Origin of the sequence: Paenibacillus sp. B01 (assembly GCF_009649995.1) — a bacterium.
GTDB lineage: Bacteria > Bacillota > Bacilli > Paenibacillales > Paenibacillaceae > Paenibacillus_O > Paenibacillus_O pasadenensis.
In genome coordinates this window covers 1,970,149-1,986,614 of sequence record NZ_CP045802.1, presented here as the reverse complement: position 1 = coordinate 1,986,614, position 16,466 = coordinate 1,970,149, and the positions used below count along the sequence as shown (strand labels likewise).

At 61.3% G+C, this 16,466-nt stretch carries 11 protein-coding genes; 1 reads left to right on the top strand and 10 read right to left on the bottom strand.

Annotation, left to right across the window (positions count from 1 at the left end):
• The first annotated feature begins 149 nt into the window (after positions 1-149).
• A complete protein-coding gene (locus GE073_RS08425; protein ID WP_101808889.1) occupies positions 150-1,469 on the top strand; it encodes a hypothetical protein in 1,320 nt (439 codons plus the stop codon).
• Positions 1,470-1,768: 299 nt separating this feature from the next.
• Here GE073_RS08425 and GE073_RS26040 read toward each other — a convergent pair whose 3' ends face one another.
• From GE073_RS26040 to GE073_RS08375, 10 genes are all read right to left on the bottom strand, one after another.
• Entirely contained in the window at positions 1,769-2,062 is a 294-nt protein-coding gene (locus tag GE073_RS26040) for an RCC1-like domain-containing protein (RefSeq protein ID WP_127464541.1), read from the bottom strand.
• Positions 2,063-2,184: 122 nt separating this feature from the next.
• Entirely contained in the window at positions 2,185-3,030 is an 846-nt protein-coding gene (locus GE073_RS08415) for a carbohydrate ABC transporter permease (RefSeq protein WP_153783242.1), read from the bottom strand.
• A gap of 32 nt (positions 3,031-3,062) precedes the next feature.
• The gene (locus tag GE073_RS08410) at positions 3,063-3,965 is read right to left on the bottom strand and encodes a carbohydrate ABC transporter permease (RefSeq protein ID WP_101808887.1); all 903 of its coding nucleotides are present in this window, start codon (positions 3,963-3,965) and stop codon (positions 3,063-3,065) included.
• 107 nt (positions 3,966-4,072) lie between these two features.
• Positions 4,073-5,455 (bottom strand): ABC transporter substrate-binding protein, encoded by a 1,383-nt coding sequence (locus GE073_RS08405; protein ID WP_101808886.1) that lies wholly within the window; start codon positions 5,453-5,455, stop codon positions 4,073-4,075.
• A gap of 272 nt (positions 5,456-5,727) precedes the next feature.
• Positions 5,728-7,095, bottom strand: coding sequence for an extracellular solute-binding protein (locus GE073_RS08400; protein WP_194843320.1), 1,368 nt, complete (start codon positions 7,093-7,095; stop codon positions 5,728-5,730).
• A gap of 31 nt (positions 7,096-7,126) precedes the next feature.
• Positions 7,127-8,101 (bottom strand): substrate-binding domain-containing protein, encoded by a 975-nt coding sequence (locus GE073_RS08395; RefSeq protein ID WP_153783240.1) that lies wholly within the window; start codon positions 8,099-8,101, stop codon positions 7,127-7,129.
• A gap of 14 nt (positions 8,102-8,115) precedes the next feature.
• Positions 8,116-9,909 (bottom strand): cache domain-containing sensor histidine kinase, encoded by a 1,794-nt coding sequence (locus GE073_RS08390; protein WP_153783239.1) that lies wholly within the window; start codon positions 9,907-9,909, stop codon positions 8,116-8,118.
• Positions 9,906-11,513 (bottom strand): response regulator transcription factor, encoded by a 1,608-nt coding sequence (locus tag GE073_RS08385; RefSeq protein WP_153783238.1) that lies wholly within the window; start codon positions 11,511-11,513, stop codon positions 9,906-9,908. The genes GE073_RS08390 and GE073_RS08385 overlap by 4 nt, the downstream gene beginning before the upstream one ends.
• 154 nt (positions 11,514-11,667) lie before the next feature.
• Positions 11,668-12,642 carry a YhcN/YlaJ family sporulation lipoprotein gene (locus tag GE073_RS08380; protein ID WP_153783237.1) on the bottom strand — a complete coding sequence of 325 codons (975 nt, stop codon included), beginning with the start codon at positions 12,640-12,642 and terminating at the stop codon, positions 11,668-11,670.
• Positions 12,643-13,398: 756 nt separating this feature from the next.
• Positions 13,399-16,446, bottom strand: a complete 3,048-nt coding sequence (locus GE073_RS08375; protein ID WP_153783236.1) for a beta-galactosidase, LacZ type — start codon at positions 16,444-16,446, stop codon at positions 13,399-13,401.
• Positions 16,447-16,466: the final 20 nt, after the last annotated feature.

Sequence of the window (16,466 nt, the reverse complement as noted above, 5' to 3'; positions counted from 1 at the left end):
TACACGAAGCCCACATGGGCTTTTTTTTCTAGGTGTCGCACTTCATATACAATCCGTCATACCTTATACCGGAGAGGAATTAGTCAACTATTTACTTATTACGCCGATATATTACAAATACCATATATTTCAATGAAGAGAGGTCCGCGATGCAAACGAATGGCATTTACGCGTCATCAACTCCGAGCGCTATAGCAGCAAAGAATAACCCGCTTCCTGCAAAAGTGCCCGTACCTGCAAGCAGCCATGCTTCTCATGCCGTAGAGACGTATACCCCGAGCGTGATTGATGAAGGACAACAAGGGCTTCGTGCACTGGGAGGCCAGTGGATTGTTGGCAGGGAATTTACATCCGTGCAAGGTACGGACTACTCAAAGAATTTTCTGGATGATGTAAGCGGGTTTCTGGTAAAAAGCGCCTATGAGCGTGATCTCCTGCTTCAGCGTTACGCAGGAGACGAATTGAATCAGCAGCTTGAGCAATACGATAAGCAAGTTCAACTCAAGCTAGAGGATATCGCGCAGACAACAGCGAGCACTTTGTCTCAATATTTGAATTTTGAAAATGATTCTATTTTTGGAGGCAGCAAGGAGACGCAAGGAGAGTTCCTCTCCGCCTATAAGCCGCTCTTCGACAAAAATGAGTTGACCGATCGCATCAAGAATATGCTGCAGGAACAGTCCCGGATTCTGGACAAGTTGCAGGAGGAGCAGGGGGACCAATGGAAGCAGGTCATGGAACAAGGCGGCAAGGAGATTACAGACTTTCGGGATTTACTGAAGGAGGAGGCAAGTAAAGCCTCTGGAGGAGAATCGACCTCTTTTCAAGATATTAGTTACCGTGATGTAGCAGCAGTATTCGATGCACTTGTACACACAACAGCTAAAGCTATGAACACGTCTACTTTTGATACGGAATGGATGGCGAACAATTTAGGGACCGCACGTCTCAAGCTGGAACTTTATTTGCAGCAATCGCCTATGTCGTCAGCGATTAAGGAGCAGCTCACTCAGTCCGTAGATAAGGCAATGAGTACCAAGATGGGAATCGCAGAATATGAAGACTATAAGTCCTCTCTTGTCTCAACGCCTTCCTTCCGCAAGCAATTTGCTTCACATCAAGAAATGACCTTGGAAATAAAGCGAATGTACAGCGACCATCTACAAGACCCTAATGCCAAGAAGTCTGTAGGAACGATCATGTGGGAGAGCATGAAGGAATTATTGAATCAGAAGCCGGAGCATCTTCTCAGTGGCCTGATGGACTCCTTCAATAGACTGCATCACAGCCTCATATCCTCACCGAGTATGGAAGGGGATGTAGGTCCAAAGGCCAAGCTTGAATTTGCCAACCAGGTACGAGATGCGAATCTAGAGGACTGGAACAGCTTCATTTCTTCTCTGAATATGGGTCAACAGCAGAAGAGCGCGCTTACGATGCCCAAGAATAGTATCGACATTAAAGTATAGCAGTAACGTAGAGCTTCTGTCCGGAAATCAGCCGGGCAGAGGCTCTTCTTCTGTGTACTGGTTCGCAGCTTCTATATTTCCAACGTAATGCTCTGGCGATCCGGCTCCGTTTTCACAAAGACACCGTTCTCCGGTTTATTTACGATGCCGCGATCCCCTTTGACAACAACCAGGGCTGCCAACGACGAATCAGATCGTTAAAAGCCCCAAATCGGCCAGCAAAAAAATCTAACGACGCGTGAGGAGCTTAGCCATGCAAAAAGGCCGAAAAAACGTGCGGAGAAACGCAAAAGACGGCTCTAAGCGTCTGACTCGTCGTTAGATTTCGGGAGACTCGGAAAAAGGGATTCTAAGCGTCTGAGGAGTCGTTGGCAACGGATGGTGAGTGCATGAGTCCCGCGAAACAGCAGGAACCGGCGATTCAGAAGCCGCGAGACGACCGATCCAGGCAGCCCGATGCCGCTCCAGCCGCCGACCTCGCACGGGCCGTCGTCGTTGTCGCCGCCAGCGACGACCTTTCCGTCCGATCTCAGGCCAACCGTATGCCGTTGGCCCGCCGCTGCGGAGCCCGCTGGCCGACCGCCACCCTTCATCGGTCAAGGCTCTTACATTCAAATCAAAAAAGGCCTCGATTCCTCATGGAGGAAAGCGAGGCCTTCTTCGGGCAAATCCGGTCGGGAGCGCGATCGCTCCCCCGCCGGCGCCGGTCGAAACGTCATTTCACCGCGCCGGCGACAAGGCCGGACACGATATGGCGCTGCGCGAACATGTAGACGATCAGCACCGGCACGATCGTGAACAGCAGGCCGGCGAACAGCGGCCCCCACTCGGTCTTGTACTGCATCTCGACCTGCATCGCGGCGAGGCCGATCGGCAGCGTGTACTTGGCCGGGTCGTTGACGAGGATCGTGCCGACGATGAACTCGTTCCAGATGTCCAGCACGTTGATGATGCCGACGCTGATCAGGCCGGAGCGCGACAGCGGCAGCATGACGCGGAAGAACGTGCCGAAGTAGCCGGCGCCGTCGATCGCGGCCGCCTCCTCCAGCTCCTTGGGCAGCGTCTTGAAGAAGCCGATGAGCACGAAGATGCCGAAGGCGAGCGTGTTGGAGGCGTAGACGAAGATGAGGCCGAGCGGCGTGTTCGTCAGCCCGAGGTCGTTCACGAGGAAAAACAGCGGGATGAGCGCGAGGCTGAACGGCACCATCATCGAGGAGATGTAGATCAGATACAGCACCCTGCTGCCGATAAAGCGGTAGCGGGCGATCGTATAGGCCGTCATCGACGCCAGCACGAGGCCGAGCAGCGTCGCGCCGGTCGTGACGAGGATCGAGTTGACGAAGTACTTGCCGAAATTGTAGTTGTTCCACACATAGCCGAAGTTGGACCATTGGAGCGGCAGCTCCGGCAGCGCCCACGGCATGTTGAAGTAGAACTGCTGGTTGTCCTTGAGCGAGTCCATCAAGGTCCACAGGAGCGGATAGAGGACCGAGACGCCCCACAGGACGAGCAGCAGCATGAAGAATCCCTTGATGACGGGATGGACGGTGCGTTGAACCATGCTCGCTTCTCTCCTTCCTTAACTCTCGTGCGCTAGCTGACTTCCACCTGATCCTTGCGCAGAAGCCACTGCAGGAAGACGGTGGTGACGAGCGAGGTGGTCAGAATGGCGATGCCGATCGAGGCGCCGTATCCGAAATGGGCCTGCTTGAACGCCTGCTGGTACAGGTACGAGCCCATGACCTGCGTCGAGTTGTCCGGTCCGCCCGCCGTCATGATCGTCACGATGACGAACGAGCCGTTCAGCGTCGTCATCATGATGTTGATGACGGAGATCTTCATCTGCTCCCAGACGAGAGGCAGCGTGATGTGCCGGAACTGATGCCATTGCCCGGCGCCTTCTATGTCGGCGGCTTCGTAAAGCGACTCCGGAATGTTCGTGATTGCGGCGATCAGAAGAATCATGTAGAATCCGATGCCGGCCCAGATGGTCGGAGGCAGCAGCATCCAGATCGAATGGCTTTCGAAGCCGAGCCAGTTGATCGTGACGGGCTCTTTGGTGAACAGCGACAGGAAGCCGTTCAGGAAGCCGATCTGCGGGTTGTAGATGAAGCCCCACAGAATGCCGACGACGACGACGGACAGCACGTTCGGAATGAAGAAGATCGAGCGGAAAAACCCGGCGCCCCGGATGCGCAGGCGCGTCAGCGCCACGGCGAAAAAGGTCGCGATGGCCATGATGCCGATCATCTTGCCGGCGACGAGGAAGTAGTCGTTGCCGATGGCCGTCAGCATGATCGGGTCTTGCAGCAGGTCCTTGAAGTTCTGCAGCCCGACGAAATCCTTGTGCTGGGACATGCCGGACCAGTCGTAGAAGGAGTTGTACAGCGCCTGGACGATCGGATAGATCGTGAACAGGCAAAAATAGAGGAATGTCGGTATGATGAACGCCGCAATGAACAGCTTGCGTTGTCCTTTGGCTCCTCCCAGTCTCATCTCAAGCTCACCGCCCCGTTCGTTCTGCCATCAGAGAGCATCCCCGGAAGCTTCCGCTCCCGAGGATGGCCTGTGCTGGTTCGATCTTGATCCTCGACGGCCGACCGTTACTTCGCGACTTTTTCGACGACCTTGACGACGCGGTCGACCCAGCCCTGCGGATCGATCTTGCCGATCGTCAGCGCGACCGTCGCGTCCTGCATCGCCTTGTCGACGTCCTGGTTGAACGTGACCGTCGGCACGACGACCGTCGTATCGGCCGTCAGGTAAGCCGCGGCTTGCTTGACGAAGTCCGGCGCGGCGGAGCTGCTGATGTCGCCTTTGATGTTGGACGGCGCGCCGCTCAGCTCGGCGAACTTGGACGCCTGGCTTTCGGAGAAGATGAACTGCAGGAACGCTTTCGCGGCTTCCTTGTTCTTCGCGTTTTTGGCGATCGCGACCGTGGAGGTCGACGTGTTGGCGACGACCTTGTCGCCCGCTTTTTGCGTGACGGATGGAATGAAGCCGAACTTGAAGTCGGCCGGAACGTCCTTGCTCATCTCGTTCGGCAGCCACAGGCCGTTCGGGATGTACGCGTCCTTGTTTTGCAGGAACAGCATTTGCGAGTCCGTATGGTTGATGGAGACGGAAGCCTTGTCGATGAAGCCCTTGTCGCGCAGCTCGACGATCTTGCCCAGCGCTTCCAGCACCTGCGGCGACTTGAACGCCTCGACCTTGCTGTCGCCCATGTCCTGCAGCAGCTTGTAGTCGTTGCCGTTGGCGGAGACGATCGCCGGGAACAGGAAGGAGCTGTTGATGTAGTACGGATATTTGCCGGTGTGGATAAACGGAGTCGTGCCGGCCGCCTTGATCGCCTCGGAGGAGCTGATGAACGTGTCCCAGTCCTTCGGCTCGGTCCAGCCGTTTTTCTCGAACAGCGCCTTGTTGTAGAAAATGCCCCACGAGTTCAGCACGAGCGGCACGTTGTACGTCTTGCCGCCGTATTGCGGAGGCTGCTGCGCCAGCAGGTCGAGGATCTTCACGCCGTCGACGTTCGTCGCCGTCTGCAGCCAGTCGGTCAGGTCCTCCAGCTGGCCGTCCTCGGCCATCTGGCGGTCGTTGAGCTCAGGACCGTCGATGTAGACGAAGTCCGGCGGCGTGCCGGCGATCCACTTCGGCTTGTTTTGCGTATTGATCTGAGGGCCGGCTTCTTCCTTGATGTTGAGGTCCGGGTTGGCCGCCTTGAAGTCGGCGATGACCTGCTTCCACCACTTGTCGCCATAACCGCCGACGAAATATTGGACCGTGAAGTCGCCGCTCAGCTTCGTCTCGCCGCCTGTGGCCGACGTGTTTTCCGCCGCCGCGTTCGTCGCCGAGTTCGTCGCCGGCTCATTGGCCGCTTCTCCTGTATTGCCGCTGTTGCCGTTGTTGCCGCCGCAGCCGGCGAGCACAGCCAGGGACATCGCGATCGCCATGGCGCCCGCTGCCGTTTTCTTTACCGTAAACGTCATCTTGGCTTAACCCTCCCGAATGAATTCTATTTGGCCGATGCCTCGTTGCTCCGACCGTTGCCGGCGAGCCATCCGCATACTTGTATCGTAAAGGGGATCGTCTGCACGCTCTATGGAATATCTTCCGTAAAATCTTTAGTATTTTATGATTTTTCATTTCATGATTTTGATGATAATCGTCATTTCATGCGAATCTATCGCTGGTTCTCCCGATTTCGGGTTCAAAAAAAGCCGTTCCCATAACCGGGAACGGCTCTTTCTCTCGTCTTCGTTCAGTCCTGCTTCACGGCGATCTTCTGCAGCTCCTCCAGCGCCGACTGCGGCGAGTATCGCCCCTGCAGCACGGCGCTGCCGAGCTTGCGCGCCGCATCCATCACATTGCTCCAGCGCGGCTGCTCGATCGGCACGAAGCGCGCGCCGGCCAGATCGTCCAGGTTGGCGCGCATTTCCGCATCGCCTTCGGACAGCAGCGCTCCGGCCGACCGGGTCGTCGGCAGGAAGCCTTCCTGGCGCACCATGTCCGCATACCGCTCATCCTCGTACAAATATTGGATGAAGGCGGACAGCGCGGCCGGATCGGAATGGGCCGTCTTGAACGACACGAGCACATCCTGCACGCCGAACGTCATCGGCGGCTGGCCGTCCTTGACCGGAATCGGCCCCCTGCCCCAGCGCAGTCCCGGAAACTCCTTGGGCACGACGGAGCTGAAGTAATTGCCCGATATCATCATCGCGAGCCCGCCGCTCCCGAGCACCCGCTGCTTCTCGTCCCGCGTCGTCAGCCACGGATCGGCATCGGTGAGCCCGGCGTCGTACATCGACTTGAGCAGCTCCAGCCCCTCCACGTTGGCGGGCTGGTCGATCGCCCAGCGGCCGTCCTTGATCCAGCCGCCGCCCGCGCCGTAGAAAAAATAGCTCAGGTAAGAATGGATCTCGTTGTCGGTCATGTCGATGCCGAAGCCCTCGCCATGCCCGCCGGCGCGGACGAGCCTGGCGTCCTCGACGAGCTGCGACCAGGTGCGCGGCGGTCCCGCGATGCCGGCTTGATCGAACAGCTCCTCGTTGTAGTATAGGCTGCGCATGGAGGCGACATACGGAATCGCCGCAAGCGTCCCCTCGTATTCGGCGCGGGCGAGCAGCGACGGCTGCAGGTTGTCGAGGAACGGCTCCGGCAAAATGTTCCTGAAGTCGTTCAGCAGCCCGTCGGCGGCGAAATGCGCGTAGAAGTTGGCGTTCAGCAGGTCGGGCGGCTCGCCCTGGGCGAGCATGTTCGTGTAGACGCCGTCGAGGATGTCCCAGTTGACGACCTGCAGCTCGACGCGGATGTCGGGATGAAGCGACTCGAAGCCTTTTACGATGTCCTCGAGCAGCGGCTTCGTCTCCGTGCTGTATTCGGAGGCGACAAACTTGATGAGCGCCTGATGCGGCTCCGGCTCCGTCACCTCCGGCGCGGGGGAGGACGAGGCGCAGCCCGCCATGAGCGCCGCCAGCGCGAGCGCGGCGGCGGTCCGAGCGAGCTGCCGCCGCCGCGCCGCCGTCCGATGCGCCGCAGAGGCAGATGCGCGAGCCTTTGCCGCTTGTCGCGGGCGAGGCGGATCGGCGGCCGGCGCCGAAGCTTCCGATCGGCGGTCATTCATCATGTCAGGCGCCTCCTCCTTTATCAAGCTGAAGTCAATAGACAAACGGGAACAGCAGCTTCTGGTTCTCCGGCTCGTACATGTTGGCCGTCGTGATCGTCGAGGACGGGATGTCCACCCACTGCGGCCGCTTCCTGCCCTCCCGGAGGGCGCTTGCCGTCTCGACGCCGAGATAGCCCATGTTGAACGGGTTCTGGACGATAAGCGCATGCATCCGCCCCCGCTCGAGCAGCTGGATCTCCGGCAGCGAGCTGTCGAAGCCGATCAGCTTGACGCTGTGCGACAGCCCCTGATCCTCCAGGGCGCGGGCGGCTCCGCTCACGCCGACATCGGTCAAGGCGACGATGCCGTTCATGCCGGGATAGGCGACCGTGAGCGACTTGACCGTCCGATACGCCTGCTCCTCGGACTTGCCGACGTCGATCGTACCGAGGCTGAACGCCTCGCCCGGCGGGAGCCTCTCCAGCACGCCCTGGCGGCGCTGGCTCGCCACGACGGAGTCGTCGTCGCTCGTGATGAACGCATAGACAGGCTTCTTGCGCTTGTCGGGGGCGAGCATGTCCGCCGCTACGCGGCCTTCCTCGACATGATCGCTGGAAACGTAGCTGTCGTACGGATGCTGAAGCAGCGGCGTATCGATGACGATCAGTTTGATGCCGGCCTTGCGGCAGGCTGCCAGCTCCTCCGACAGCCGCTCCTCGGAGATCGGCGCGAGCACGATCGCATCCGGCCGGGCAGCGATCGCCTTGCGCAGCAGCTCCTTCTGCTCCTGCGCCGCTTCCGCTCCGGACGGGCCGAGCAGCTCGAGCGCCACGTTCAGCTCCTTCGCCGCAGCGAGCGCGCCGGAGCGCACCGTCTGCCAGTAGGAGCTGTTCACATCCTTCGTCTGCAGGATGACGGCGATGCCGCCGCCGGCAGCGGCAGGCTGCGAGCGCTTCAAGCCGATCCAGACGACGAGCGCGGCGAACAGCAGCAGCAGGAGCGGCAGCCACAGCTTTTTGCTTCCCATCGGAATGACCTCCTTCAGCGGACCTTCGGTATCGTGACGACGACGCAGGTTCCTTCGCCCGGCTCGCTCTCGATCGACACGCCGTAGCCGGCGCCGAACGTCAGCACGATCCGCTCGTTGACGTTGCTGACTCCGATATGGTCGCGGCCGTCGTTGTCGCGCGCGCTCGCGCTCAGGACCGCCCGCACCGTCTCCTCGTCCATCCCCTTGCCGTTGTCCCTCACGGTGAATCGGATGGAATCCCCGTCCAGCTCGCCGGCAATTTTGATGACGCCTCCTTCCGGCATGTTCTTGATGCCGTGGTAGATCGCGTTCTCGACGAACGGCTGGAGCAGGATGCGGGGCGTCTTGTACAGATGCAGCTCCCGCGGGATGTCGATCTCGTAATCCAGCATGTCCCGGTAGCGCATTTTCTGGATCTGCAGGTAGCTGGCGATATGCTCCTGCTCGATGCGGATCGGTACGAGCTCATCGTCCTTGGCGATGCTGGCGCGGAACAGCTTGGCCAGCGCCGAGGTCATCCGCACGACCTCCTCGTTCTTGCGCTGCTCCGCCATCCAGATGATCGAATCGAGCGTGTTGTAGAGGAAATGCGGATTGATCTGGGACTGCAGCAGCCGCAGCTCTGTCCGCCGCTTCGTCTCCTCGGTCTGGATGCGCTCGTCCATGAGCCGCTGCGTCTGCCCGACCATCATGTTGAAGGTCCTCTCCAGCTGGCCGATCTCATTGACCTGCTCCACCTCGGCGCGCACCTCGAAGTTGCCTCGCTCGACCTGGCGCATCGCCGCCTGCAGCCTGCGGATCGGACGCGTGATGCGATGGCTCAGCAGCAGGCTGATCAGCAGCGTGCCCGCCAGAGCGGCCGCCGCCCAGAGCAGGAAGGAGTTGCGCATGGCGTCCGGATCGGCGATCAGCTCGCTGCGGTAGGCGACGCCGACGATTTTCCAGCCGAAGTTGCTGTCCTGCACGGAATACAGCCTCTCGCCGGCGCCGTCGTCGACGAGGAAGCTGCTCCGTCCCGCGGAAAGGATGCGCTCGATCGGCTCCTCGCGCAGCTTGCTGTACAGCAGCTGCTGCTGCGGATGGTAGACGATGTCGCCGGCGCTGTCGACGATGAAGACGTAGCCGCGCGCGCCAAGCTTGACGCTCCGGCAGATCTCGTTGATGACGTTGAGCTTGAGGTCGACGAGCGCGATGCCCTGGCCGGTCATTCCGTTGCTGTTTTTCAGCTCGCGGCTGAGCGAGACGACCCATTCGTAATCGCCGGTCACGACATTCTGCACATGCGGCGCCGAGATGACCGAGCGTCCGCCGGCGCGCGCCGCCTTGACGTACCAGTCCTGCTCGCGCAGCCGCACATAGGGGTTGAGCGTCGTCAGCCTGCGGTCCGACACGTTGCGTCCGTTGTAGCCGAACACCATGATTGAGGCGATGTCCTTGCGCGTATACAGCAGCGACTGGAACAGGTCCGAGATGTTTTTTTCGTAGGCGCGGATCTCCTCGCGGCTGAGAAAGGGGTTGTCCGACAAATAATACTTGACGTCCTTGTTGGTGAAAATAAGCAGCGAGATGTTCTCCATGTTGTCGATGTACGACTGGATGTTCTGGCCGACCTGCTGGATGACCTCGCCCATGTACGCCTGGGAGTTGGTCAGCACCGCCTCCTCCGACAGCTTGTAGCTGTTGAGGCTCGTGATGCCGACCGCCCCTAGGATGAGGATGGAAAAGGCGGCCGAGATCGTGCCGCGGATCGTGCGCAGCGGCCGCAGCCCGCGCTTCAGCCAGTCCGGCGGCTGCAGCCTCGTCATGCCTGCCCCCTCGCCTGCTCGCGGTATTCGCGCGGGGACAGTCCGGCATGCTTCTTGAAGGCGAGGCTGAAGTAGTTCGGATCGGAGTAGCCGACCTGCGCGGCGATCTCGTACAGCTTGAGCGGAGTAGCCTCGAGCAGCTCCTTGGCTTTGGCCATCCGGACTCGCGTCAAGTATTCCACGAACGTCTCGCCGGTCTCCTGCTTGAACATCTGGCTGAAATAGCTCGTGCTCATCAGCGCCTGGCGGCAAATATCCGAGAGGCTGAGGCGCTCGTCGGCGAAGTTGCGCTCGATGTAAAGCAGCGCTTGCCCGATCTGGCTGCGCCCGAGCCGGCTGCGGCTGTCCGCCGCCGCTTTGGCGCCTCGCGTCGCGAGGTCCGTCAGCCACCCGCCGACCTCATCCAGCGTAGAGAGGCGCTGCGCCTCGGCGAACAGCATGCCGGGGCTGTCGCCGAGGCCGCTCTCCTCTACGCCCATCTCCTGCAGCACGCTCAGCATCGTGACGAGCGCCCGCTGGATTTCCAGCTGGCAGGAGACGAGCGGCGCCCTGGACTGCTTGAGCCGTTCGGTGAAATCGCCGAAAAGCTGGCGCAGCTCGCCCGCCGACCCGGACCGCAGCGCCGCTCCGAGCTTGCCGCTCCAGTCCTCGCCGGCTGCCGGCGGCGCCGCGCGCTCGCCTTCGAGCTCGACGATGCTCAGTACCCGGTCGCGGCCATAGTGGAACCGATAATCGAGCGCGGCGATGGCGCTCCGATACGATTCCGGCAGCTTCGCGAGGCTGTCCGCGGCCCGGCCGAACGCCGCCGACATCGCGTAGCCGAGGTAATGCTCGATCTCGCGGCGGATCGACCAGGCGATGCGCGAGGCTTGCTCGTACAGATCCGCAGGCGGCTGGCCCGACAGCAGCACGGCGATTCTTTCCTCGCGGGTGCGGAAGCAGATCGCCCCTTCGCGGGCGGCGATCTCCTCGGCGATGTTGAAGCCGGCGAAGCGCAGCAGCTCCCGATCCGGCTCGCTGCCGGCGGCAGGCCCGCCGTCGAAGTCGAGCAGCAGCGCGAGCAGCGGCGGCTGCAGCGGCGGCAGGCCGAAATAAGCCAGCCGCTCCTCGGCGTCCTGAGATCCGGCGCCGGTGGCGGCAAGCCGGTCCAAATACCGCTCCCGCAGCAGCGGCAGGCTCTGGCTCAGCTGGCTGCGCAGGCGGTCGACATCCTCCTTGCGGCGCCGCTCCTCGTCAAGCTCCCCGCGCAGCCGGTCGAGCAGCTCCCTGGTCTCGCTCGCGGTGATCGGCTTGAGGATGAAATCGTACACCTTCATGCGGAGCGCCTGCTGAGCGTAATCGAATTGGTCGTAGCCGGTGAGGATGATGATTTTGACGTTGGGATGGCTGGCCGAGATGGCCGCGCTCAGCTCGAGTCCGTCCATGAACGGCATGTTGATGTCGGTCAGCACCAAGTCGGGACGGAGGAGCTCGACCGCCTCCAGCGCATCCCGGCCGTTGGCGTAATCGCCCGCGAGCTCGAAGCCGTGGCTCGCCCAGTCGATCGTGTTCATCAGGCCTTCGCGGACGATCGGCTCGTCATCCACCAGGATCAGCTTGTACATGGCCGGCGCCTCCTGCAGCTGCTGTCGCTTGAATTTTTGATCGAATATGTAACCATACTGATCGTGACGATCATTTTTGTCAATATCGCGAAAAAAGCCGCCCGTTTGGGGCGGCTCGGAAGATGGGGTCGGCGGACAGGTCGGATGGAAGGTTCTACTTGAAAATATGCGCATCCAGTCCGCTCAGCTTCTTTTGCGTGCCGGCGCTGCCGTCGTCCACGTTCGGGAACACCCTCTCGACCATAGCGTTGAACTCCGCCAGATACGGCTGGATCGAGTGGCCTTGCTTCGCATCGTTGTCGTATTCCCGCATCCGGCTGAAGAAGTCCGGGTTGGCGGAGACGAACACCTTGTCGATGCCCGGCATGCTTTTGCGGACGGCGTCCGCGACCTGCGTCTTGAAGCCTTCGTTGAGGCTGCGGGCCATATAGATGTTGTTGTTGTCGGCGAGGCCATTCTCCATATGGCCTCTGCGATTCGTCGCCGAAGCGCCGCCGTAGCCGTTGTAGCCGTTCGACAGCGAGATGTAGCCGTTGTTTCCGCGCGACTCGCCCATGCGCCCGTATTGGTCGATCGTGTTGTCGAACTTCCCGTCCATGCCTCGGCCCAGCCGTTCGTTCATGCGTCCCATGCTGCCGTCCAGCCGCTTCATCCCGCGCTCGAGGCTAAGTCCGTCGCCGCTTTTGGCAGACATGCGGCCGCTGTTCGATCCCATTCGGCCCGTATTGGAGGCGGCGTAGCCCATCTCGGTGCCCGAACGGGTATTGGTGCTGCCGACGATGCTCTCGCCTTTGAGGCCGACCGCGACATAGGCGTTGTCGTTGGTCGTCAGCACATAGGCGTCGCGCACGCCTTCAAGCTTCTTGACCGTGCCGGCGATCTGCCGATTCGATTTGAGGTTATAGTTGCGATGATTGCCGATGATGTTGTTGCCGTTCAGCTGACGCCCGTCGACGCGGTTCATCTCGTTCATGTTGTCGTCGGCGAAGCGCTTGTCGAGCAGGCGGTAGTTGCCGATGTTGTTGTTCCGGATGTTCTTGTTGCCGAGCTCGCCATGATGCGTTCCGCAGCCCGCCAGAGCCGTGCTCAACGCAACGCCGGCTGCAAGCACTTTCCAGGGATGCTTCATTCGAAAACCTCCATGTCATGGGCGTCCGCTCCGCTCGCGGAGACGGCTGTAGTAGTGTCGCCCCGCGGAGGCGGCCGTATCCGGGACAATCGCTGGGAAGGCGGCCAGCCCGAGCGAACTGGTGCACCCACGACCGAGTTGCTCGGAAAACCGAGTAACTCTCCTCCAACTGGTGCACCCACGACCGAATTGCGCGGATAAACCGAGTAACTCCCCTCCAAATGGAGCGGATAACACCGAGCTGCTCGGAAAAACCGAGTAACTGCAGCTGTAGGCCGAAAAAAACGGTTTGCCGCTGTTCTGAAGCTTGTTTCTCAAGCTGTAACCCGAATTTATCGGGTTGCGGCTGCTCGGAAGCTCGTTTCTCGAGCTGTAACCCGAATTTATCGGGTTAGGGATGCTCGTCAGCCCGTTTCTCGAGCTGTAACCCGAATTTATCAGGTTACAGCTGCTTGAAAGGGCGAACCTGTGAGCGGCGGTCTCGAAAGAGGATGGTGGAGGGTAGACGGTGGGAAGGTAGAGGATGGCGGAGCGAAAGGGATGGACCTTCTTGGAGAAGCGGAGCGGTTCCCTTGAAGGCCGGATTCCTTCCGCTAACGGAAAGGGAGATCAGAGGAATCTGGGCTTCAGCGGAATCGGAAAGAGGGTCCGTCCCTGGAGCGGCTCCAGCCACCTCACAGCGGCTCCAGCCCTCCTCCCAAAAGCTCGCAAAAAACAGCCCTCCATAAATGGAGGGCTGCCACAATCGCCGCCAGATTACTTCCGGCTCGGTTCAAGGATGAATTCAAAGGCATAATCCCGGTCGGAAGGAATGCGGAACTCCGGATGGACCGGCGCGCCCCAGCTGTCGTCGCCGCCGACGCCAAGCTGCTTGGCCGCGACCGTCACGTTCGTGTAATGGACCGCAGGCAGCTCCCAGACATGGGCGGCGTTCTCCAGCTCCATCGCGCTGTGCGGGGAGACATTGCATTCCAGCGGCTCGGAAACGGCTGCGACCGCAAAGCCTTTCCCTTGGGCATCCAGAACGTCCAGCCGGCGCACGCCGGTGCGGTTGCCCGACTCCTGCGGCACGAGGTAGCGGGACGGCAGCTCCGCCACCGCTCGGCTGAACGTGCCGAGCCGCGCGCCATGGCAGCGGTCGGAATAGTTCTCCTCCGGACCGAGCGCATACCACTTCGTCTGGCCGTAGTCGGCCGACGTCTTGAACGTCAGCGCCAAAATCGGCAGATCCGCCAGTCCTTGCGCTCCCTTGTACTCCGTCCGCACGCGGATGCTGCCGTCGGCGCGGACCGTGTAGGCGACGGTCAGCCAGGCGCCCGGGGCCGTGCTGAACTCATAGCGGTAGGCGACCGTGACCGTACCGGCCTCCTGCGTCAGCTCCCAGCCCGTGCAGCGGCGGGCGACGCTCGCGGCCAGCCACGCTCCGTGCGTGTAGGCCAGCGCCGTGCCCTTGTCGTTGTCCGTCGTCGCCCGCCAGAACAGCGGCATCGGCGGCGACTCGATCACCTCGCGGCCTCCATAGCGGAGCGAGACGAGGCTATGCGCCTGCTTGGAGAACAGCGCCTGCCAGCCTCTTCCGAAAACGCCGATGTTCACGTCGCCTTCGACGACGTCGATCTCCCCGGCCGGCAGCGGCTCGGCAGCCTCGCGCTCGACGCGCACCACCGACTGGCCGAACGCCACCTCATGGCCGGCTGCGGCCCAGAGCTGATCGTCCCGCAGGCGCAGCGACGCTTCGATGACGTATTCGCCCGGCGCCTCGGCGATGCCTTGCGGCAGGCCGCTCGGCACCTCGGCCTCTTCGCCCGGACCCACCTCGAGTGGAACGATCGCTTCATGGACCAAGGCTCCGTCGCGCAGCAGCCGGCAAGCCAGCTCCAGATGCCCGGTGCCGGCGAACAGCGAGCCGCTGCGCACCGAGATCGAATCGAGCGACGGCGTCAGGCGGTAGTTCTGGTAAAGGAACTTGACCTCCTGCATCTTGGGCGAGACGGTGCCGTCGGCATGCACGATGCCGTTGCCGCAGAAGCTGTAGTCCGTCGGACGGTCGCCGAAGTCGCCGCCGTAGGCGAGATATTCTTTGCCGTAACGATCCTTGCGGATGAGCGCCTGGTCCATGTAGTCCCAGATGAAGCCGCCCTGATAGAGCGGATACTTGTCCTCCAGCTCCGTATACTTGTGCATGCCGCCGACGGAGTTGCCCATCGCGTGCATGTACTCGCAGCTGATGTACGGCTTTTGCGGATCGTCGTTCAGATAGGCTTCGATGTCGGCCGGCTTGGCGTACATGCGGCTCTCCATGTCGCTCGTATCGTTGAACGCGCGGTTGTGGAACACGCCCTCGTAATGGACGAGGCGGCTCGGATCGCGCTCGCGGAAATAGTTCGAGACGTTCAGGATGACTTCGCCCGCGTACGACTCGTTGCCGCAGGACCAGATGACGATGGACGGGTGGTTCTTGTCCCGCTCCAGCATGCTGGCCGCCCGGTCGAGGACGATGTCCTGCCACTGCGGCAGGTCGCCCGGCACGTTCCAGGACGGCTCGACCGCGCCCATCTTCTGCCAGGAGCCGTGCGACTCCAGGTTCATCTCGTCGATGACGTAGATGCCGTATTCGTCGCAGAGCTCGTACCAGAGCGTCTGGTTCGGATAATGGGACGTGCGCACGGCGTTCAGGTTGTTCTGCTTGAGGATGCGGATGTCGCGCAGCATGTCTTCCTTGCCGATCGCCCGCCCGCTCCGGCTGTTGAACTCGTGGCGGTTGACGCCCTTGAAGACGATGCGCTTGCCGTTCACGAGCATCAGCTTGTCCTTCAGCTCGAAGCGACGGAAGCCGGCCTTCTGCACGATCGCCTCGACCAGCTCGCCGCCGGGACGATGGATCGTGACGAGCAGCGAGTACAGCCGCGGCAGCTCGGCGCTCCACGGCTGCACCTCGCCCGCTTCAAGCACGGCGGCGATGCGGCCTGCTGCGTCCAGCGCGACCTGTCCGCTCTCGGCGACGACGGCTCCCTGCGGGTCGCGCAGCCGCAGCAGCGCGTAGCTGCCGGCAGGGGCGGCGTCGGCCAGCCGGATCGAGGCATGCAGCGTGCCGAGGCGGTACGTATCGTCCAGATCGGCGCGCACCTCGAGGTCGACCGCATGGATGTCCGGCGTCGTATAAAGGTAGACGTCGCGGAAGATGCCCGAGAACCGCCAGAAATCCTGGTCCTCCAGCCAGCTGCCCGTGCTCCGCTGGTATACCGCTACCGCGAGGCGGTTCGCTCCGCCGCGGATATGCGGCGTCAGGTCGAATTCCGACGGCGTGAAGCTGTCCTCGGCATAACCGACGAACTCGCCGTTCAGCCAGACGTAGAAGGCCGACTCGACTCCCTGGAAGGAAATGAACGTCGGGCGGCCGGCCCAATCGGCCGGCAGCTCGAACTCCTTGACATAGCTCCCGACGGGATTGTGCTCCGGCAGCTGCGGAGGGCGGATCGCCTCCAGGCCGTCCCACGGATACATCGTGTTTACGTATTGCGGCTGACCCCAGCCTTGGAGCTGGATATGGCCCGGCACCTGGATGTCCCCCCAGCCGGCCGTGCTGAAGCCCTCGGCGTGGAAATCCGCCGGACGAGAAGCCGGATTAGCCGCGTAATGGAAGCTCCAGCTTCCATTCAGGCTATGGCGCATCTTCATCGGCGCCCCTGCCTCCGCCTCCTCCACCGTGGCGTAATAGCGGTGGTCCGAATGGGCATCCAGCCGATTCACCTTGAATACGGCCGGATCGGCCAGCCAATCCAGCGATGCTTGACGATCAGACATGTAGCGGATTCTCCTCTTCG

Excerpts from the sequence above, each read along its gene's own strand:
- GE073_RS08395 (WP_153783240.1), bottom strand. The coding sequence starts at position 8,101 with ATGGGAAGCAAAAAGCTGTGGCTGCCGCTCCTGCTGCTGCTGTTCGCC.
- GE073_RS08390 (WP_153783239.1), bottom strand. The coding sequence starts at position 9,909 with ATGACGAGGCTGCAGCCGCCGGACTGGCTGAAGCGCGGGCTGCGGCCG.
- GE073_RS08380 (WP_153783237.1), bottom strand. The coding sequence starts at position 12,642 with ATGAAGCATCCCTGGAAAGTGCTTGCAGCCGGCGTTGCGTTGAGCACG.
- GE073_RS08405 (WP_101808886.1), bottom strand. The coding sequence starts at position 5,455 with ATGACGTTTACGGTAAAGAAAACGGCAGCGGGCGCCATGGCGATCGCG.
- GE073_RS08415 (WP_153783242.1), bottom strand. The coding sequence starts at position 3,030 with ATGGTTCAACGCACCGTCCATCCCGTCATCAAGGGATTCTTCATGCTG.
- GE073_RS08385 (WP_153783238.1), bottom strand. The coding sequence starts at position 11,513 with ATGTACAAGCTGATCCTGGTGGATGACGAGCCGATCGTCCGCGAAGGC.
- GE073_RS26040 (WP_127464541.1), bottom strand. The coding sequence starts at position 2,062 with ATGAAGGGTGGCGGTCGGCCAGCGGGCTCCGCAGCGGCGGGCCAACGG.
- GE073_RS08400 (WP_194843320.1), bottom strand. The coding sequence starts at position 7,095 with ATGATGAATGACCGCCGATCGGAAGCTTCGGCGCCGGCCGCCGATCCG.
- GE073_RS08410 (WP_101808887.1), bottom strand. The coding sequence starts at position 3,965 with ATGAGACTGGGAGGAGCCAAAGGACAACGCAAGCTGTTCATTGCGGCG.
- GE073_RS08375 (WP_153783236.1), bottom strand. The coding sequence starts at position 16,446 with ATGTCTGATCGTCAAGCATCGCTGGATTGGCTGGCCGATCCGGCCGTA.
- GE073_RS08425 (WP_101808889.1), top strand. The coding sequence starts at position 150 with ATGCAAACGAATGGCATTTACGCGTCATCAACTCCGAGCGCTATAGCA.